The sequence below is a fragment of the Nonomuraea typhae genome, from assembly GCF_009760925.1.
Classification (GTDB): domain Bacteria; phylum Actinomycetota; class Actinomycetes; order Streptosporangiales; family Streptosporangiaceae; genus Nonomuraea; species Nonomuraea typhae.
On the sequence record NZ_VRLV01000023.1, the window covers coordinates 119,201 to 139,365 of the forward strand.

Annotated in this window: 16 protein-coding genes; 9 read left to right on the forward strand and 7 right to left on the reverse strand. The window is 70.4% G+C overall.

The window, feature by feature from the left end; translation table 11 throughout:
• Window positions 1–88: 88 nt before the first annotated feature.
• The 3 genes from FVE25_RS50720 to FVE25_RS50730 form a co-directional block, all read right to left on the reverse strand.
• Window positions 89–1,651, reverse strand: coding sequence for an alpha/beta fold hydrolase (locus FVE25_RS50720; RefSeq protein WP_157254589.1), 1,563 nt, complete (start codon window positions 1,649–1,651; stop codon window positions 89–91).
• Between the two features lie 12 nt (window positions 1,652–1,663).
• Window positions 1,664–2,767: an alpha/beta fold hydrolase gene (locus FVE25_RS50725; RefSeq protein ID WP_219826013.1), complete on the reverse strand. Its 1,104-nt coding sequence runs from the start codon at window positions 2,765–2,767 to the stop codon at window positions 1,664–1,666.
• A 156-nt stretch (window positions 2,768–2,923) separates the two neighbouring features.
• Complete coding sequence (locus FVE25_RS50730) at window positions 2,924–5,932, reverse strand: WD40 repeat domain-containing protein (protein WP_157254590.1); 3,009 nt, start codon at window positions 5,930–5,932, stop codon at window positions 2,924–2,926.
• Window positions 5,933–6,371: 439 nt separating this feature from the next.
• Here FVE25_RS50730 and FVE25_RS50735 point away from each other — a divergent pair, with 439 nt between their 5' ends.
• A complete protein-coding gene (locus FVE25_RS50735) occupies window positions 6,372–6,755 on the forward strand; it encodes a RidA family protein (protein WP_157254591.1) in 384 nt (127 codons plus the stop codon).
• A gap of 4 nt (window positions 6,756–6,759) precedes the next feature.
• Here the strand turns inward: FVE25_RS50735 and FVE25_RS50740 are convergent, their stop codons facing one another.
• Entirely contained in the window at window positions 6,760–8,988 is a 2,229-nt protein-coding gene (locus tag FVE25_RS50740; RefSeq protein ID WP_157254592.1) for a tetratricopeptide repeat protein, read from the reverse strand.
• 178 nt (window positions 8,989–9,166) lie between these two features.
• Here FVE25_RS50740 and FVE25_RS50745 point away from each other — a divergent pair, with 178 nt between their 5' ends.
• The 8 genes from FVE25_RS50745 to FVE25_RS50780 all read left to right on the forward strand — a co-directional run bounded on the left by FVE25_RS50745 (window position 9,167) and on the right by FVE25_RS50780 (window position 15,777).
• Window positions 9,167–9,997: a PhzF family phenazine biosynthesis protein gene (locus FVE25_RS50745; RefSeq protein WP_157254593.1), complete on the forward strand. Its 831-nt coding sequence runs from the start codon at window positions 9,167–9,169 to the stop codon at window positions 9,995–9,997.
• Window positions 9,998–10,067: 70 nt separating this feature from the next.
• On the forward strand, window positions 10,068–10,883 hold the full coding sequence (locus tag FVE25_RS50750; RefSeq protein ID WP_157254594.1) for a 2OG-Fe(II) oxygenase: 816 nt from the start codon (window positions 10,068–10,070) through the stop codon (window positions 10,881–10,883).
• A gap of 165 nt (window positions 10,884–11,048) precedes the next feature.
• Complete coding sequence (locus tag FVE25_RS50755) at window positions 11,049–12,089, forward strand: MvdC/MvdD family ATP grasp protein (protein WP_157254595.1); 1,041 nt, start codon at window positions 11,049–11,051, stop codon at window positions 12,087–12,089.
• Entirely contained in the window at window positions 12,089–12,952 is an 864-nt protein-coding gene (locus FVE25_RS50760; RefSeq protein ID WP_157254596.1) for an SDH family Clp fold serine proteinase, read from the forward strand. Before FVE25_RS50755 ends, FVE25_RS50760 begins: the two co-directional genes overlap by 1 nt.
• Entirely contained in the window at window positions 12,952–13,443 is a 492-nt protein-coding gene (locus FVE25_RS50765) for a MauE/DoxX family redox-associated membrane protein (protein ID WP_157254597.1), read from the forward strand. Before FVE25_RS50760 ends, FVE25_RS50765 begins: the two co-directional genes overlap by 1 nt.
• Before the next feature lie 21 nt (window positions 13,444–13,464).
• Entirely contained in the window at window positions 13,465–14,109 is a 645-nt protein-coding gene (locus FVE25_RS50770) for a TlpA family protein disulfide reductase (protein ID WP_157254598.1), read from the forward strand.
• Window positions 14,110–14,132: 23 nt separating this feature from the next.
• Complete coding sequence (locus FVE25_RS50775) at window positions 14,133–14,351, forward strand: hypothetical protein (protein ID WP_157254599.1); 219 nt, start codon at window positions 14,133–14,135, stop codon at window positions 14,349–14,351.
• Window positions 14,352–14,559: 208 nt separating this feature from the next.
• The gene (locus FVE25_RS50780; protein ID WP_157254600.1) at window positions 14,560–15,777 is read left to right on the forward strand and encodes a cytochrome P450 family protein; all 1,218 of its coding nucleotides are present in this window, start codon (window positions 14,560–14,562) and stop codon (window positions 15,775–15,777) included.
• Here FVE25_RS50780 and FVE25_RS50785 read toward each other — a convergent pair.
• From FVE25_RS50785 to FVE25_RS50795, 3 genes are all read right to left on the reverse strand, one after another.
• Window positions 15,752–18,037: an ATP-binding protein gene (locus FVE25_RS50785; RefSeq protein ID WP_157254601.1), complete on the reverse strand. Its 2,286-nt coding sequence runs from the start codon at window positions 18,035–18,037 to the stop codon at window positions 15,752–15,754. The genes FVE25_RS50780 and FVE25_RS50785 overlap by 26 nt on opposite strands.
• A 142-nt stretch (window positions 18,038–18,179) precedes the next feature.
• Entirely contained in the window at window positions 18,180–18,839 is a 660-nt protein-coding gene (locus FVE25_RS50790) for a response regulator (protein WP_246268737.1), read from the reverse strand.
• Window positions 18,836–19,996, reverse strand: a complete 1,161-nt coding sequence (locus FVE25_RS50795) for a sensor histidine kinase (protein ID WP_157254602.1) — start codon at window positions 19,994–19,996, stop codon at window positions 18,836–18,838. Before FVE25_RS50795 ends, FVE25_RS50790 begins: the two co-directional genes overlap by 4 nt.
• Window positions 19,997–20,165 lie beyond the last annotated feature (169 nt).

Consider the following 20,165-nt stretch of genomic DNA (forward strand, 5'->3'; position numbering starts at 1 on the left):
AGCACGGCCCCGGGGAGGAGCGACGAGGTGCTCCCCCGTCTGAAACAGGAGAGGGACCCGGCCGACGTCTACCAGGAGCTCGGCCCTCTCAGGGGACGATCTCGAATGCCGGAGGCTTGAGGTCCTTGAGGCAGCCGGTGTTCGGGGCCGCGGGGGCGCCGAAGAAGGAGACGGTGATGGACTGGGCGCACTTCGACGTGGCGAAGACCACGTGGGGTTCGTAGGGCACCGTGACGACGGTGGCTCGAGACAGGGTGCGGGCCACGTACCGGCCGTTCTCGGCGCCGGTCTGGGAGTCGAAGCCGCCCGACAGGACGAGCGTGGGGATGTCGCTCCGGGTGACGTCCCGGATCGAGCGCGGGGCGGCGGGGACGTCCCAGGCCGCGCAGTCCGATCGGAGGAAGGTCAGCTGCGGGGCCTGGGCCAGGACCGAGCGGGGGAAGGCCGGGAACGCGGCCTGGCCGCCCCGCATGGCTTCCGCCTCGCTTTCGTACGGCACCCACTCCCTGCAGAACACGCCGTAGGCGAGGCCGTGGGAGACGCGGCCGAAGGTCCGCGGGTCGATCCTGCCGCCCGCCCACTGCTCGGCGATCCGCCGAGGTTTGCCGTGGGCCAGTTCGTCGAGGGAGCGGGGGACGCCGGGGGCCACGTGGGTGGCGGAGGTCAGCCAGTTGACCAGCGCTCCGCCGTCCAGGACGACCTTGACCGGGTTCGGGCTGCCGGGGGGCGTGACGGTGGTGGTCACCGGCTTGGCCTCCAGCTCGCGGACCAGGCGGTCGAAGGTGGCGGACAGGTTCGGGTAGCGGCGCTTGCACGCGGGCTGCTCCGCGCAGGCCCTGAACAGGCCGTCGAAGCCCTGCCGGGCGCTGCTCCAGGTCAGCGCCGATCCTGCCGTGGACGGCGGCAGGATGCCGTCGATGCCGACCGAGCGGATTCCCTCCGGGTGGTCGCGCATGTAGACGAGAGCGAGGTGGGTGCCGTACGAGATGCCGAACACGTTCCATTGGCGAAGGTTGAGCGTGCGGCGCAGGTCGGCGTAGTCGGCCGCGCTCTCGATGTCGTCGTAGGCGGCGAGGTCGGCGCCGCGGCCCGCCAGTTGGTCGCGGCAGCTCCGGGTCGCCTCGACGTGCCGGCGCTCGGTGGCCGGGGCGTCGTGGACCAGGCCGACGACGCGCGCGTTGAACTCGTCGATGGTGCGGCAGGTGAGCACCGGGTCGGCCGAGTACGTCCCCCGCTGGGACATGAAGATCACGTCCCGGTCGCGGTTCAGGCCGCCGTCGATCGCCATCTTCGCCTCGCCGACGGCGTCGTCGCCGGGCCCGCCGGCGAGCCACACGATCGGGTCGGGTTCCGGCTCGCCGGCCGCCGCCGCCACGATCGCGACACTGAGGGTGATCGTGCGGCTGTCCCGTTTGGTGCGGTTCTCGGGCACGGTGAGCGTTCCGCAGCGAGCACCTTCGAGTACGGCGAGCGGCTCCGGCGTCCGCGGGCAAGGGCCCGGCTCGAATCGGGCCTCGCCGACCGTCCGGGCGATCGTGCCGGGCGTCTCCTCCTGCGCGTTCGCCGGAGCCGTGAGCAGACCGGTGAGGAGGATCCCGGTCGCCGCCGCGGACGACCTGGTCCCCAACCGTCGTGCGGGTGACCGTGCCATCTGTCCTCCCAGTCACTTCGGGGTGATCGTGAACGGTTCCCACCTGAGCCCCGCCACGCAGCCGGTGTCGGGCGCGGCCGGGCGGGCGAGGAAGGACGCCAGCACCTTCTGCGCGCAGGGCGACTGCGGGACCGCCCAGTGCCCGATTCCGGGCACCGCCACGACGGTCGAGCGGGACAGCGTGCGGGCCGTCCTGCGCGCCCAGCCGGCCCCGGTCTTCATGTCGAACGTCCCGTTGATGAAGAGCACCGGCACCGACTGGACGGTAGGCACCCGTTGTACGGCGGTGCGGTCCGGGACGTTCCAGATCCGGCACAGCCGATCCTGGAAGGCGAGCTGAGGCGCCTGGGCCTGGACCGCCTCCGGCCAGCCGGGGAACGCTTCGCGGCCCGCCTTCAGCACGTCGGAAGGCGAGTGACCCGGCACCCATTCGCTGCACACCACCGACTGCGTCAGACCGTGGGCGATCTGGCCGGCCACCTGGATCGCACCGGCGGCCCGGGCACGGGCGAAGCGCTCAGGACGCCCGCGGCCGAGTTCGTCGATCGCCGCCGGGACGTCGGCGAGCGGGATCGACTTGGCCACCAGCACGTTCAGGAGTGCGCCGCCGTCGAGGACGACCTTCACCGGGTCTCCGCCCTGCGGCGGCCGGGCGTTCAGCGTCAGTGGCCGGGCCGCCAGCTTGCGCACCTGCTCGTTCAGGGTCCGCTCGAGGTCCGGGTACCGGTTCTTGCAGCGCGGCTCGGCCGTACAGGCTTGGTAGAGGTTGTCGAGCCCCTCGCGGGCGCTGTGCCAGGCGAACGGCAGGGAGACGGACTGCGGCGGGGCGACCGAGTCGAGCGCCACCGCGCGGATGCCCTGAGGGTGCCGGCGCAGGTAGGTGAGGGCCAGGTCGCTGCCGTAGGAGTGGCCGTAGACGTTCCACTGCTCGATGCCCAGTGCCGTGCGCAGGTCGGCGAAGTCGGCGGCGTTCTGGGTGCTGTTGTAGGCGCTCAGGTCGGTGCCGCCGGCTGCCAGGCGGTCCCGGCAGCGTGCCGGGGCGGTTGGGGCGGGGCCCAGGAGCGTCACAAAGGTCAGAGCGGCTCCTGCCGCCGGCGCCCCGAGGTGAACTGCCATAGGATCCCGTTCCTCTGCCGATCGACGGCTGCCCCACCGGACGAGGCCCCGGCGGTGTTGGCGGAACGTACATAATCCATGTTACCGGAGGTCCGAAAACTCGACTGCGGTCTCAGGCCGCCGGTTCGTGAGGCCGTTCCAGCAGGTCGCCATTCCTCACGGGGACGCGAGCCCGGGAAGGCCGAGACTGACCAGCCCGAGGTCCGTGGCGACGACGATCTCCGATTCCCCCGTGAACGCGATCCCCAGTGGCCGCGCGGCCAGATCGATGACCAGCGGCCGCGAGCCTTCCACGTCGTCCCAGATCCGCACCGTGAGATCGTCCGCGCCCGAGACGATCACGTTCCGGTGGCCGGCCCTGCCCAGGGCGATGGCGTTGACCGCGCCGCCGTGGCCGGTGAGCGGCGCGCGCAGCGGTCGCCCCGCCGCGGCGTCCCACAGCCGGACCGTCGCGTCGGCGCCACCGGAGACGACGACGTCGCGACCGTGCAGAGAGCCGAGGACGACGGCGTCGACGGCCCCGTCATGGCCGGTGAGCGGCGCGCACGACAGCCGGCCGGCCTGCGGATCCCAGATCCGCACGGTCGCGTCGGCGCCGGACGAGACGACGAGCGTCCGTCCGCCGGCCGTGCCGATCGCCACCGACCGCACCGGCCCCCGGTGCCCGCTGAACGGATCCCCGGCGGGCGCGCCGGTCAAGGCATCCCATAAGCGCACGCTCCGGTCGTCGCCGCCGGAGACGATGACGGCACGGTCGTGGATCCGGCCGATCGCCACCGCGTTGACCGAACCGTCGTGCCCGGTGATCGGCTCGGCCTGCGCCGTACCCGTCTCGAGATCCCAGACCCGCACGGTCGCATCCGCCGATCCCGAGACCACGACCTCGCGCCCCGCGACCCGGCCCAGCGCCACGGACTGAACCCAGCCGCCGTGCCCGAGCAACGGATCGCCCAGCGGCACACCGGTCACGGCATCCCAGACCCGCACGGTCCGGTCATCGGAGCAGGAGACCACCCGGGCCCGCCCGGCGAAGCGGCCCGCGGCCAAGCCGTTGACGGCGCCGACGTGGCCGGTGAACGGCTTGCCCACGCGGACGCCGGACAGCGCGTCGCGTACGTGGAGGGTCGCGTCCGCCGAGCCGGAGACGACGAGCGCACGATCCCCGGCCCGGCCGAGGGCCACCGCGCGGACCACGTCGGCGTGGCCGTGATAGGTCCTGCCGACGGGTTCGTCCCCGCTGAGGTCCCAGACGCGCACGGTCGCGTCGGCCGCTCCCGACGCCACGACGGTACGGCCGGCGACGTCGCCGATCACGACGGCGGTCACCGCGCCCTCGTGCCCGTGCCAGGGCCGGCCCAGGCTCGCCCCGGTGCCCGCGTCCCACAGCCGGATCGTGTGATCCTCGGAACCGGACACGATCACGGCCCGGCCGCGGAGCACGCCGATGGCGACGGAGAGCACCCAGTCGGTGTGCCCGGCCAGCGGCTCGCCGATCGGCGCCCCGGTCGTCACGTCCCAGAGCCGCACGGTGGCGTCGGCCGCCCCGGAGACCACGACGGCGCGCGAGCCGATCCTGCCCACCGCGACCGTGCGAACCGCCCCGGTATGACCGGTGAGGGGCGCGCCCAGCGGCCCGTTGGCCCGCGCGTCCCACACCCGCACGGTCGCGTCGGCGCCGCCCGACACGACCACCGCGCGCCGCGACGCCCAGCCGATGGCCACGGCGTGCACGGCGCCGCGATGCCCGATGAACGGCCTCGCGAACGCGCCGCCGGAGACCGCGTCCCAGAGCCGGACCGTGCCGTCGGCCGAGCCGGAGACGATCACCGGGCGCTCGGTCACGCGGCCGACGGCGACCGACCGCACCCCGAGCGTGTGGCCGATGAGCGGATCCCCGACCGGAGCCCCGGTGACCGCGTCCCACCTGCGGATCTTCGCGTCCGCCGAACCGGACACGACGATGGCCCGCTCGTCCGCCCGGCCGATGGCGACCGCGTTGACGCTGCCGCCGTGCCCGGTGAACGGATCGTCGACGGGCGAGGCGAAGGGCGCGTCCCAGATCCGCACCGTGGCGTCGGCGGAGCCTGAGACGATCATGGTACGGCCGGCCGCCCCGCTCACCGCCACCGACCGCACCCAGCCGCTGTGACCGGCCAGCGGCTCGCCGATCGGCAGGCCGGTGGCGGCCTCCCACAGGCGCACGGTCGCATCAGCGGAGCCGGAGACGATGACGCTCCGCCCGTCGAACCTGCCGATGCCGACCGCGTTCACCGCGCCGCCGTGCGCGTTCATGGCGGCGCCGACGGGCCGGCCCGTCACGGTGTCCCACAACCGCACCGTGTGATCGGCGGAACCGGAGACCACCACGGCCCGCCCGTCGATCTCCCCCAGCGCCAAGGCGGTGACCGTGTCACCGTGACCGGCCAGGCACCCCCGCGTGAGCAGGCCCGTCACCGCGTCGCGGATCCGGATCCGCCCGTCGGCCGAGCCGGTGAGCAGCGCGGTGCGGCCGTCGATCTCGCCGATGGCCAGCGCGCGGATCGCACCGCCTGGTCCCTCCAGGGGGTCGCCCAGGCAAGTGCCGCCTGCCAGGTCCCACATCCGGATGACGCCCGTGGAACTGCCCGCCACCGCGATCGGGTGGCCGTGGACCACGCCGATGGCGACGGCCTCGACCGATCCCGGCCGCCGGAAGAACGGGTCGTCGATCGCCATCGCCGCTCCGGTGCCGACCTCCCAGAACCGCACCTTGCCGTCCGCTCCCCCGGTCACCACGATCCCGCGACCGCCCACCTCCGTGATGGCGATGGCGCGCACGCCGCCGACGTGGGCCGGCTCCGCGCCCATGAGCTCGGGCGCGGCGGAGGTCGCGTTCCAGACGCGCACCGCGCCGGCCTCGTCGCCCGAGACGATCACGTCGCGGTCGCCGATCCGCCCGAACGCCACCGCGTTCACCCCGCCGGCGTGGCCGGTGAGCGCCTGATGCGGCGGCTGGAGCCGCCACGACGCCCACTTCGTCTCCCAGGCCAGCGGCAGCCCGCTCGCGTTGATCGCATCGGCGAGCTCGGGCGCCCTGGCGCAGCGCGCGGCGAGCTGGAGATAGGCCAGATGATGGAGATCGGGACTGGCCGCGAGCCGGCCGGCCGCCCGGCGGAAGGCATCCATCGCTGCACGTTCCGGTATCGCCACGTTGCGGCCGGATGAATGACGCGCGTTTGACGCGGCGATTCGGACCGCTGTCAGCAGCCGTTGCAGATTGCTCACCAAGGCATCCAGTTGATCGGGCACCGGACCGCACGGCGACGCGGCAGCTGGGTCGTGTGCTTGTTACGGTCCATTCGCCCATCCAGTAACTGTGTGCCAGAAATTCAGCTATGTCTGCAGCGGGGCGCCATGAGATGCATAGTTGACTCTACAGAAACAAAGCGTCGCCTGCACCCATCAATGCATGATTGCCATCCGCTTAAACATGAGTCGCATACACGGATTGCGATCGAGTCAAATGAATGATCTCCGCTCGACCGCGGGGTGACCCACTGCTATCGTTTGGCCGGATATTTGCCCCCGGCGAGTACGACGGCACTCAATCCGTGGAGGTTCGCAAATGGCGCACACGACTTTCTCGGGCGACTCGATGCCGCGGGTGCTCGGCCACTACTCCCCCGCGGTCGGCTCCGGCAACCTGCTGTTCCTCGCCGCACAGGGCGGCATCGACCAGGAGACCGGGCGGCGGGTGGAGGGAGATTTCGCCGCCGAGTGCCGCCAGACGATAGCCAACCTCAGGCAGGCGCTACGGGGATGCGGCGCCGACCTCACCGACGTCGTCCGGACCACCGTCTTCTACACCGACCTCGCCAACCTGGAGGCCATCAACGAGGTCTACCGGGAGACGTTTCCCGCGGATCCGCCGGCGAGATCCGCGGTGATCGTGCAGCTGCCCGGTGGCATGCGGGTTTCCATCGACGCCATCGCCGTACTGCCGGACTGACGTCTCATTCACCCGTGTCGAGCCGATCGAGGTCCCGGGCGACCCGCCGGGTCTGCTTGTGGTTGTCGCCGAGGACCTCGCGGCAGGTGACGAGCAGCCTTTCGAGTGCGGCCAGCGCCTCCCGCCGCGTGGCCGGCGCGGGCGCGGGGCCGGAGAGAAGGGCGACGGCCAGCGTGTGCCTGAGGGCGAGCATCTCCGGATGATCCGTACGCTCGACGGCGGCGGCGTCCTCGAGGACCTGGCGCAGTTCGCCGATGGCCGCCTCGATCGCGCCGCGGGCGAGCCACGCGCGAGCGCGGGTGTATCGCAGCGTGAGCGTGTCGAAATGGGATGGCTTCCAGTGGCGCTGCCTGATCTCCATGATCTCGTCGATCATCTCCTCGGCCTCCGCCACGCGTCCGGGCGTCGCCAGGATCGCCTTGGCGAGGCTGTGCCGCGCGGTCAGCGTGTCGTGGTTCTCCGGTCCGCAGATGCGCGCCTCGCCCGCGGCGACCTCCCGCAACTCCGCCTCGGCCGCGGCCCAGCGTTCCTGCTCCATGAGCACGCGGGCGAGCTTGTGCCGGCTGAACAGGGTGTCGAGGTTCTCCTGGCCGAGCAGCGCGACCCGGAGCGGGATGATCCGCCGGAGTTCCGCCTCGGCCCACTCCAACCGGCCCTGTTCCAGCGCGGCCCGCGCGCGTTCGTGGCGCAGGTTCAGGATGGGCCGCCCGTCCATGTCCAGCCCGAGCTCCCGGCAGCGGCCGAGGCAGCGCTCCAGGAACAGCTCGGCCTGCTTCGGCAGACCGAAGGCCAGCAGGTAGCGCGCGATCAGGCGGGCGACGTCGAGGGCGATCGGCAGGAGCCCGTCCTGCCCCTGCTCCGCTTCGTCCGATGTGATCATCTCCAGATAGTCCAGGATGACCTCGACGCACTGCGGGGTCAGCATCTGCCACATCGGCCAGTGGCCGGGCTCGTCCGGATCGAAGTCCAGCTTCTTCAGCGTGAACGGCTCTCCCGGCCGCAGCCGCGCGAGGAGTTGTACGGCGAGCATCAGGTAGCTTCTTCGCTGCCCGAGAATCCCGAGCTGCCTGCGGGTGAGCTCGCGCACGAGCGGGTGCAGCGTGGCGACGTAGCAGGTCCGGCCCAGAACGGACTCGTCCAGCTTCTTCGGCTCCAGGAGCTTGAAGTCGGCGAGCCCGCCGATCGTCTCGAGGAGTTGCTCGCGGGTGATCGGGCCGAACAAGGGCGTCCGGGTCAGGCGCGCGGGATCGAGGAGGATGGCGTAGGAGATCGGCGCGTCGCCGAACGTGGACAGCAGGTAGAGGACCTGCCCCGCCCTGGTCAGCCCTCGTGTGCCGAGCTGTTCGATCGACATCTCCCAGACCTGCCACGTCTTGATCATCGCCTGGCCGAGGGAAGGCGAGTCCTCCTGTGCGCCGGCGGCGGGCAGAAGGCCGAGGCGCCGGTCGAAGCTGGTGAGGTATGCCTGGAACGTGGTGATGGAGTCGCCGGACCAGACGGTGTCCTTCTTGGCCCGCTCCAGGTACGCCCCCACTTTGGTCAGCGTCAGCGGATGGCAGCTCAGCTTGACGGCCAGCGCCTCGGCGTCCTCGGCGGAGCCCGACGACTCCCCGGCCACGTCGATGAGCACGTGCGCCCCGTCGCCCGGCTCCAGGTCGCGGACCTCGTGGAGCGCCGACCAGGTGCCCCAGGTCCGGGCGTTGCCGTCCCGCGTCGTCACGAGCACGAGACAGTCGCCCGTGGCGGGCTGCCGTAACCAGCCGGTGCCGTCCGCCACGGCGTCCTTCGCCTCGTCGCCCTCCAGGCCCTCCACCGCGCTGAGGAGCTGGGGCTGGTCGGCGTTGTCGAAGATCAGCAGCCACGGGCGCACGAAGGGCCCATCCAGCAGATCCCACACCAGGTCGACCGGGTTGCGGCCCTTCCCGGCCCAGACCAGCTCCAGCTGGCTGTCGGAGGCGCCCAGGCGGCCCGCGATCTCCCGCATTCCCGCACTGATCTGCTCAGGGTGCCTGGCATCGATCCACCAGACCTGCCAGCCCAGGTCGCTCATGCGCCGGGCCACCGCCAGGGCGATCTCGCTCTTGCCGCATCCGCCGAGCCCGTGCAGGACGTGCACCCGTGGGGCCGTCTGGTCCGGGCCGGCGGAGGTGAGGACCGCGAGCAGCGCATCGCGGCCGCGCAGGCGTGGACTCTTCCGCTGGAAGGGCGGAGCGACCGAGAATTTCCCACGCATCAACGACTCCTGCCATCGTGACTCTGGAACGGGATTCGGCGACCCTTAACAGATTCTCACTCCTCTTCGGCTGACAGTCTTACCGTAACTCCACGGAACCCGCCACGCTTTTCGATCAAGGTGGTAGGCGCGGTGCATATGAGTCACGCGACGGTCTGCGCCCTGCGATACTGGCGGCATGACCCGGCCCTATTGCGAGGTCGACGTATTTAGCGGCGATCCCTTTTCCGGTAATCCGGTCGCGGTGGTACTCGACGCCGACGACCTCAGCGACGAAACGATGCAGAGATTCGCCGCATGGACGAATCTGTCCGAAACGACATTCGTTTCTGCACCGTCAAGCAGCCGGGCGGACTATCGGGTACGAATATTCACACCGACGGAAGAACTTCCCTTTGCCGGACATCCGACACTCGGGTCCTGTCACGCCTGGCAGCGCCACACCGGTGCGCCGCCGCGCGAGGTCACCTATCAGGAGTGCGCGGCGGGGCTGATCCCGATCCGGCGGACGGACTCGGGGCTGGCGTTCGCCGCCCCGCCGGTCCGCGCCGTCGAGCTCGACGAGGCACTCCTTGGCCGTGCCGCCGAGAGCCTGGGCCTCGACCGCGCCGCGGTCGTCGCCGCGCACCACGGCGACAACGGGCCGCGCTGGCTGGTCCTGCTGCTGGCCACGGCGGCCGAGGTGCTGGCGCTCCGGCCACGCTCGATCGACCTCCAGATCGGGGTCGTCGGGCCCTACCCCGCGGGTTCGCCCGAGGCGTTCGAGGTGCGTGCCTTCGTGCCCACCGGCGGCGGGGTCGGCGAGGATCCCGTCACCGGCAGCCTCAACGCGATCGCCGGGAGGTGGTTGTTCGACACCGGGCGCGTGGCCGGGCCGTACGTCGTCAGCCAGGGGACCGCGGTCGGGCGCCGCGGCCGGGTGCACGTCGCGGATTCCGGCGGCGCCCTCTGGGTCGGCGGCGGGGTCATAACGTGCGTTACGGGCTCAGTGGAAATCGGGCCGGGTTGACGATCGTTTATAGTGACGCTGCGGACAACGGATGGGATCGCCACGCTCTATCACGGAGCAGGAGGCAGCGATGACAACCCCCGGGCCCCGAGCGCCCGAGTCCCTCGACCCGCACTTCTTCTACAAGATCGAAACCACCGAGCTCGCCCCGGACCACCTGATCAGCCTCGCCGCCGGGCTGGCGGGCGCCATTCACGTCAAACGATTGCTGGAACCGGAACAATGCGCCCGGTTCGTGGCAGCGTTACCGGCCCAGGATCTGTCCGCGTTCGACGAGGCGCGTTATCAGGTGGCCACCTTCCATTTCGGTCCCATCATCAATCATTTCCTGCCGGCCGGCCGACTCACCGACGAGTACTGGCGGCAGGCGGAGGCGGCGAACGCGTTCTGGCTGAGCTGCCCGCTCGGCGATCTCCGCAGGCACTGCCTGAGCCGGGTGGAGGCGGCCTGGCCGTACTCCGGCTCCGCCCGGCCGGCCGTGGTGGACGGCCGGGAGGTGTACTGGGGGATGATCCGTGAGAACAGCCACGGCGCGCCACCGCACTGGGACGAGATCGTCCGGGAGTTCCCCGCGGGCTTGCTCGACGTCCGGCCGATCGTGCAGCTCGTGTTCAACCTCTACCTGACCATGCCCGCCCGGGGAGGGGCGACCACGATCTGGTCGCGGCGCTGGCATCCGCAGGACGACGCGCACCGGGCCGGCTCCTGCTGGCCGACCCTCACCCCGCTGGAAGAGGCCCTGACGGTCCGCCCCGAGGCGGGCGACGCCGTGCTGTTCGACCCGCGTCATTACCATGCCGTCAGCCCGTGCTCCGGAGGCAGGCGGTTCGCGCTGGCCTTCTATCTGGGCATCACGGCCGACGGGCGGCTCACGATCTGGTCCTAGGCCGGCCAGACGTCCGTCCGTGCTCGGCCGACTACTTTCCGGACGGCACTTGCCTGTGGTAAAAGGCGGTGTTATGTTGCCACTTAGTAGATCATCTGATCAATCTCATCGAGTGGTCGCATGGCTCGGCAGCGCAATGCCGCGCGAAATCCCCAAGGGGCCGGCATGGCGAAGACCGAGGTTTTGATTCTCAGTTCCCCCGATGACCCGCACGTTTATGACGTCGTTTCCGAGCTGCGCTCGATGAACTGCGAGCCGGTTCTCCTCGACACCGATGACATTCCGCTCGACACCACGCTCACCCTCGGCCTGGCGGCCGGGCGGCCCGCCTGGCGCAGCGAGATCCTGCTGCGGCGCGCCGGCCAGACGCTCGATCCCGGCGAGATCCGCTCGGTGTGGTGGCGGCGTCCCGGCAAGTACTTCGGCCTGCCGGGCGATCTGTCGGTGCAGGAGCGGGAGTTCGCCCGCTGGGAGATCCGCCAGGTCATGCGCGGCCTGTGGGCGACGCTCGACTGCTACTGGCTGAGCTACCCGGAGCGGATCCGCCAGGCCGACGTCAAGATCGAACAGCTGCAGCGGGCCGCCTCGCTCGGCTTCGAGGTGCCGGCCACACTGGTGACGAACGACCCCGACGCGGTCCGCTCCTTTTATGACCAGCATCGCGGGAACATCATCTTCAAGGCGCTCACCGACCCCTTTCTGGGCATGACCTCGATGGCCGAGAAATATCCCGAGGAACCCCCGCACCACGCCGAACCCCACGAGCTGGCGACCACCCTCATCACCGAAGCCGAAATGGCGCACATGGAAAGCGTCCGGCTCGTTCCCTCGCTCTTCCAGGAGTACGTTCCCAAACACCTGGAGTTACGCGTCACGATTATCGGCGATGAATTGTTCGCCGCCGAGATTCATTCGCAGGAAAGAGCGGGCACGAGCGTCGACTGGCGCAACTGGGCCGACGGCGGCCTGGAGATCACCTACCGGAAGGCGACGTTGCCGGCCGACGTGGCCGAACGCTGCATGACGCTGGTCAGAGGCTACGGGCTGAACTTCAGCGCGATCGACCTCATTCTGACTCCGGACGGGCGTTACGTCTTCCTGGAGAACAACCCGAACGGCCAGTTCATCTGGGTCGAGAAGCTGGTGCCCGAGCTGAGGATGACCGCCGCGCTGGCGTCCTGCCTGGCCAGAGGGGCCAACAGCTGATGGCCGAGCTCACCGCGCAGCTGGCCGGGCTGGAGGCGCGTTACGGGCATCCGATGATCCTTTACGCGGTGGACATCGCCGACGAGACGGTCCGCGTGGTGTACGAATGCCTGCGGGCGGCCGGCCGTACCGAAAAGCTGGGGTTGGTGCTCTCCACCACGGGCGGCGAGATCACCACCGCGCGGCGGCTGGCCCTGCTGCTGCGCGAGTTCACCAAGGAACTCATCGTGTTCGTCCCCTATCGCGCGCGGTCGGCGGGCACGCTGCTCTGCCTGAGCGCCGACTCGCTGGTCCTCGGGCCCATGGCCGAGCTCAGCCCGATCGACGCGAACATGGCGTCGCTGGCCCCGCCCGCCGACGGGCCGGCAACCGTCTCGGCGGAGGAGGTGCGGCTGTTCAGGACGATGGCGGAGACGTGGTTCGGCGTCACCGGTGAGGAGGACCGCGTCCAGGTGCTCGCGCTCGTCGCGCAGCGCATGTTCCCGACCTCGCTGAGCTCGCTGTTCCGCTACGACCGGCTCGTCCGGTCCATCGCGCACGAACTGCTGGCCTACCAGCTGCCCGACGCGGGCGGAGCCGAGCGCGACCTCATCGTGAACCGCCTGGTCGAGGGCTTCTTATCGCACGAGGCGACGATCTTCCGGCACGAGGCCGCCGCGCTCGGGCTGAAGGTGCGCCTCGCCGGCGAGGCCGAGGAGTCGCTGCTGTGGGAGCTGGCCGAGACGTGCCGCCACGAGCTCCAGTCCTGGCGCGGCGAGGGCGTCACCGGCCTGATCGCCGGTCCGGGCTTCTGCGCCCGCCGGGTGCGGAACTGGGTCGACGACCCCGCCGGCGAGCAGCTCCGGACGATCTGGGAGATGTGATGGCCGAGTTGTTCCTCAGGATCACCGTCTGCATGGTTTTCGCCGTCTCCACGCTCGGAAAGGTGCCGGCCATGCGCGCCTTCGAGGTGGCGGTCGAGGGCTTCAGGGTGGTGCCGCGCCGCCTGGCCGGGCCCGCCGCGATCGCCGTGGTGGCCGCGGAGCTCGCCACGGTCGCGGCGCTGCTCGTGCTGCCCGTGGCGGGCATGGTGCTGGCGCTCACGCTCCTGACCGTCTTCTCCCTGGCGGTGGCGAGCGTCCTGAAGCGCGGCATAGGCACCACCTGCAACTGCTTCGGCCCCTCATCCCGCAACCTGTCCGTGCACGACCTGGCGCGCAACGGCGTCACGATCGCCATGTGCGCGACCTGGTTCTTCCTGTACGGCGGCGCCGCGCCCCCGGCCCCTGCGATGGTCCTCATCGCCGCCATGAGCGCCGTCGCCGCGTTCGTCCTCGTGAACACCCGCGAGCTGATCGAAACCCTGCGCCTGTAGGCATCCAGAGAGGAGGGACAGGTGGAGAGCCTGCTCCTGGTCAGCCTCACCGCCCTGTGGATCACGCTTCTGCTCACGCTGGCCGTACTCCTGCGCGTTGTCAGGTGGGTGCACGCCAGAGAGGCCGAGCGCCTGGGCCAGATCGCCGGCAACCCCGAGCTGCGCCTGAACTCCCCTGCACCCGAGTTCCAGGCCGGGGACCTGTCCGGCAGAACCGTCCGGCTGTCCGACTTCCGGGGCGCCCCGGCGGCGTTCGTCTTCGTCTCGCCGTTCTGCTCGACCTGCCTGATCGAGATCCCCAAGCTGGTGGCGCTGGCCCCGCAGGCCCGCGAAGCCGACGGAACCGCGCTGGTCCTGGTCAGCGACGCCGGCGCCCGGGAGACCAGGACCTGGCTCGACCAGCTCCAGGCTCGCGAGGGCCTGCGGCTGGAGGAGCTGACCGTGCTCATCCCGCTCACCGGCGCGAGCTTCCTGGCCGACTACAACCCGAAGGGCCACCTTCCCTACTTCTGCCTTCTCGACGGGGAATCCCGTGTCCAGGCCAGATCACTCCTGATTCACCCTGAATGGTCCCGGGTCAGACGGCTCTGGGAACGGACACCGAGACTGGCGCCCTGGATGAACGTCCACGGGCCGGGAGGAGGCGAGCGGACGAGCCCCAGGTAGGAACCGAACGAAGGAGAACAAGGATGCGCAGCCAACTGCTCGCGTTCAAACTGGCCAAGCCCATCGAAACCCATCCGACCGGCAGCACCTGGAACGGCGAGGCCAAGGCCGTCGCCGGCTGGTATTGCACCAAGAACAGCTGCTGCTGGAACCACTGCGAGGTCGGCTACTACGGCGGAACCTCGCTTGAATGCCGGGAGATGGCCTACGGCCTCGGCCGGCTCAAGTGTGACCGCAACTAGATTCGATCAGGTCACGGGTGTCGCTCCCCGGAACACCCGTGACCCCTCCCCAGCAAACGTCCGCGGACGGGATCCCCATGGGACGATGAGCGCGTCGGATGCCCCTATGCCGTGAGACATCCTTTTGCTTTTCACCAGCAGCCGGGCATGGCCTCAGATTGGCGGCATAAATGGTACATCGTCCGGAAACTAGGGAATGGTAGCTGTCATGCGTGAAAAGCTGGATTTGTCCGATCAGCAGTTTGTCGCCAACCCCTACTCCACCTACGCGCGACTCCGCGAGGAGCAGCCGGTCTGCCCCGTGACACAGCCGAACGGCTTGTACGGCTGGATAATCACCCGCTACGACGACGCATGGTCGGCATTGGCCGATCCGCGGCTGAGCCACGACCCACGACGCGGGCCGGCCGACTGGCAGCAGGCGGGCCGCGGCATGCCCCTGGAAGACCGCTCCGGGCTGGGCACCCATCTGCTCACCACCGACCCGCCCGAGCACACACGTCTGCGCCGCCTCGTAGCGTCGGCCTTCACCCCGCGCCGCGTCGAGAGGCTGCGCGGGCGCGTGCACGAGATCACCGACACATTGATCGGAAAAATCCAGCCGCGTGGCACCGCCGAGCTCATCGACGATTTCGCCGTCCCGCTGGCCGGCACGATCATCAGCGAGCTCATCGGCATCCCCGAGGAGGACCGGGCCCGCCTGCACGAGTGGACCGCCAGCGTCGTGGGCGAGCAGGGCGCGCCCGTCACGCGCCAGCAGGCGCTGGCGAACCTGGGCGACTACCTCCTCGGTTTGATCGCCGTCAAACGCGCCGCGCCCGCCGAGGACCTGGTCAGCACGGTGCTGACCGCTCACGACGAGGCGGGCCGGCTGACCGAGCAGGAAGCCCTGTCGCTGATCTTCATGCTGCTGGTCACGGGGCAGGAGTCCACCGTGGCTTTCATCGGCAACGGAATGCTCGCCCTGCTGCGCCACCCCGACCAGCTCGCGCTGTTGCGGGAACGGCCGGAGCTGATGGGGCCGGCCGTGGAGGAGATCCTGCGCTATGACGGGGCGGCCGAACGGGTGGCCTGGCGCTTCCCCACCGAGCCGGTCCAGATCGGCGGCACGTGGCTCGCTCCGGGAGACCCCCTGCTCATCGCCCTGGCCGCCGCGGACCGTGATCCGGTCCGGTTCGCCGACCCGGACCGGTTCGACATCACCCGGTCCGACAGCCAGCCTCACGTGGCCTTCGGCCGCGGCATCCACTACTGCCCCGGCGCGCCGCTCATCCGGCTGGAAGGCCCGATCGCGCTGAGTGCGCTGATCAACCGCCTGCCGGACCTCGACCTGGCCGTGCCGTACGACCGGTTGCGCTGGCGCAAGAGCCTGACGTTGCGTTGTCTGGCCGAGCTCCCGGTCACGTTCGCTCCGGCGGCCCAGTAGCCGTGGCCGGCAAGGTCCGCATTCGGGCGCGTACCTGAGCCGCACGCGGATCACCGACCAGGTCGTACAGCGCGAGTGCGGCTTCCCAGGACTCGCGCGCCTCTCCCCGCCGGCCGAGCGCCTGCAAGATCTCCGCCTTCTGTGACAGGAATTCCGCTTCGCCTCGCCGGTTTCCGACGGAACGGTAAACGTCGGCCGCGCGGCTGAGGTGGGCGAGGGCCTGGTCGCGGTCGTTTCGGATCAGATCGAGTTCGGCCATCTTGAACCACACCAAGCCTTCGCCGTCGAGGTCACCGATGTTCTGGTGGATGCGCAACGCGGCTTCATACGCGCGAGAGGCCAGCGCGTCGCGCTTCAGCCCGAGGTAGGCGTCACCTGAGATCATCGTGGCCGCGCCCTGGCCGTGGTCGTCGCCCACGTCCTGGAAGATCGACAATGCTCGGCCGGCGCGCTCGTGGGCTTGCTCGAAGCGCCCGAGGTCGATGGCCAGGAACGCCGAACCGGTCAGCGTCCAGGCCAGACCGTGCTGATCACCGACCTTCTCCCGTATGGCCAGCGCCTTGTCGTAGTACTCCTGCGCGCGACGGTGATTGCCCAGCAATCGGCAGCCCTCGGCCAGATTCGTGGTGACCCATCCTTCCGCAGGCAGATTCCCGGTACGGCGGGCGGCGTCGCTGGCCAGTTCGTGGGTGATCACCCACAGGTGCTCGTGTGTGCGCAGCCGCCGCAGGTAGTCCCACAAGGCCACGGCAAGCTTCCAGATGCCGTCGTCCTGCTGATGGTCGGCGGCCAGCTGCATGATCGCCGGGAAGTTCACCGCCTCGGCGTCGTACCACCGCATGGCCTGCTCCTCGTCTGCGAACTCGGGAACGGTGATGTCGGCTCCCGGTGGTTCCAGCGTCAGCGGGTGAATGCGGTAGGGCGCCAGAGTCCGCCCGCCCTGGGCGGCCGTGTGTAAATACCACTCCGTCAATCGGCTGACGACGGCTCGCTGCTCTTCGCGTGACTCCTCGGCTTGGCAGCGCTCGGCCGCATAGACGCGGATGAGATCGTGCAGGCGATAGCCATGCGACGCCAGCTCGATCAGGTGCACGGCAAGGAGCTTGTTCAGCAGGCGCCGGGCCTGCGTGACCGGCGCCCCGATCAACGCGGCGGCGGCCTGGGCGCTGATGTACGGGCCCCGGTGCAGTCCCAGCCGCCGGAACATGACCGCCTCCTGGCTGCCGAGGTCCTGGTAGGAGAGTTCGAAGGCGGTCCGTACCGCGAGAGTCTGATCGTCGGTCGCGAGCGCGTCCAGGCGCTCTCTCTCGCTGGCCAATTCATCGATCAAGTCCGCGAGAGGGTGGAAACGGTGCGCCGCCACCCGTTCGGCCACGATGCGCAAGGCCAGCGGCAGACACCCGCAACAGTGGGCGAGCGTGACCAGTTCCTGCGGCTCGGCATCGGGACGGGCCTTTTCGATCACTGCGCGCAGGACATCGATGGCTTCGAACTCGGTCATCGGCCCGAGCTCGATCTCCTCGGTTTCGACCAGCATCGCCAGCGGTGTCAGCTTCAGGCGGGAGGTGATGATCACGCCGCAGGCCGACGCCCCGGGGAGGAGCGGCTCCACCTGGGTGGCCGAGGCCGCGTCGTCCAGAACGATCAGCAGCGTCGACACCGCCAGCAGGGAGCGGTACAGCCCCGCACGCTGTGATGTCGTCAGCGGGATCTCCTGCGCGGGAACGCCCAGCGCGAGCAGGAACTCTTCCAGGACCTCACCGGATTCGGCGGGGTGTCCGTCCCGGGAGTGCCCGCGGAGGTGGACATACAGTTGCCCGTCCGCGAACCGGTCCGGATGATCCCGCAGGAGGTCGTGCGCGCACCGCAGCGCCAGCGAGGTCTTGCCGACACCGGCGGGGCCGTCGATCGTCACCACCACCGGCTCCCTCTCCGCGTCCGGCCGGATCAGGGCGTCCCGGATCCGCTGCCGCGCACCGCTCCGGCCGGTGAAGCCGGGAGGCGGCGCCGGAAGCTGCGCCGGGTGGCGGGTCCGCCCCACCGCCGCCAGCGCTATCAACGCGCCGCCGGCCTCGAGTGCCTCATCGCATCGCCGTACCAGATCGGCCGAAGGCGCGGCTCCGTTTTTGATCTTGCTCAGCCAGCTGGGGTCGTAACCGACCAATGCCGCCAGCTTCCGCCACGACAGACGGCGTCTGTCCAGCATTCGCTGCAGCTCGGCGACAAACGGTGAAGGCATGGGGCCGGGCGTCGCAGACACGGGGTCTCCTCACAGACGCGGCAATGGTGCCCACATGCGGGACACTACCCCCGACAGAGCCGTCGCCTGCTGCGAACGGGATGCGATGTCGGGGTATCTACGCGACTGTGCTCGGTGGTCTGCGGTGCTGACAGGTCAGACGTCAGCGCAGATCGTCGCGGCCCACGAGCCCGTTCTCGTAGGCGTGGATCACCGCGTGCACGCGGTCGCGCAGGTTCAGTTTCTGCAGGACGGCCCGGACGTGCGACTTCACCGTGTTCTCGCTCAGCACCAGTTCCGCGCAGATCTCGCTGTTGGACCTGCCGCGGGCGATGAGGCCGAAGATCTCGGCCTCGCGCGGGGTGAGGCCGTCCAGCGCCGCCGTCCTGCGCATCGGCGTCTGCCGTACGAGATCGAGGATCGTCGCCGCCACGCCCGGGGCCAGCGCCGAGGTTCCGGAGGCGACGTCGCACACGGCCTGGGCCAGGGCGGCGGGCCGGACGTCCTTGGTCAGGTAGCCGCTCGCACCGGCCCGGATGGCGGCCACGACCAGCTCGTCGTCCTCGAAGGTCGTCAGCATGAGCACCCGGGTCGCCGGTGCGATCCTGACGATCTCCGCCGTGGCGGCCACCCCGTCCATGCGCGGCATGCGGATGTCCATCAGCACCACGTCGAGGCGGTGCCGCCGGACGACCTCGATCGCGTCGCTGCCGTTCGCGACGTCGTGGGTGACCTCGATGCGTTCGTCGGCCGACAGGACGGTACGGAGCGAGGCCCGCAACAGCTCCTGATCGTCGACGAGCATGAGACGGATCCCGGTCACGCCCCCTCCTTCGTGGGCAGCCGCACCCGCAGCACCCATCCGTCGTCCCCGTCGGCTATCGACAGGGTGCCTCCGGCGGTACGCACACGTTCCTCGATCCCCATCAAGCCGGTGCCCTGGCCGCCGGGGCCGCGAAGCGCCGTGCCGCCGTCGTCGCGCACCTCCACCTCCAGCTCGGCCGGCGTCCAGTGCAGGCGAACGCTCACCTCGACCGGTGGTTCGAGGTGGCGCAGCGCGTTGGTGATCCCCTCCTGGACGGTACGGACCGCCGCGACCTCGGCACTCAGGCTCAGGGGCCGCCGCAGGCCCGCTTCGGCGAACGTCACCGCATGGAGCGGGCTGGCCGCCGAGGCCACCAGGTCGGGGAGGGCGTCGAGCGAGATCGGGACCTCCCCGGGCCGGGAATCGGCGCGCGGCGCCACGATGGCCAGCATCGCCCGCAGCCCTTGGTGGGCGTCGCGGCCCGCCTCGGCGATGTCGCCGAGCTCGCGGCGGGTCGCCGGATCCGCCGTCGTCACCGCCGCGGCCTCGATTCGCGCGATCATGACGGTGACCGTGTGGGCGATCACGTCGTGCAGGTCGCGGCGGATGCCGGCCCGTTCGTCCGCGATCGCCGCGGCCAGCCGTTCGCTCTCGGCTCGCCGACCGGCCTCGTGCCTGCGGCGTACCAGCAGGGCCGCCAGCCACACACCGCCGACCACGAGCATCAGCATCCCGCCCTCCGTCAGGCGGGTCCACCCGGGGACGTCGGCGGGCTGCCTGGCCCACGCCACCAGCTCGGTGAGGACGATCCCGAGTACGGCGACGCCCAGGGCGAGCGCCGAGGACCTGACCGAGACCAGGCCGCTCAGCCTCCACAACATGAAGGGAAAGCACACCGCCGAGGGCAGCAGGCCCGGTGACCAGCCCGTGAAGGGGATCACCACCAGGACGAGCATCGCCAGCGCGCCGACCGCGTACCCGGCCCACGGCCGTCGGCGGGCCACCACCACTCCCCCGTGGAGCAGGCCGGCGGCACCCGCGGCGACCAGGACCTGCCACGGGTCCGCGCCGAGGTACCAGACGCCCGCCAGGACGATCAGCGTCAGGAGAGCCAGGACGACGTGCGTCACCGACGCCGCCACCCGCCATGCGCTCCGGCGCTGGGAGGCCGTCACGGTCGTCGCCTCCCGGTGGGCTCGTGATGGGGAGCCGTACCTGGCTCGACGTGCCACAGGATAGCCAACCGTCAGTGATGTCCAGGGTGCGGACGGGAGCATCCCGCGCAACTCCAGGCTGGTCGTGCGCTACAGGCTGGTCTTGCTCTACAGGCTGGTCGTGCGCTAC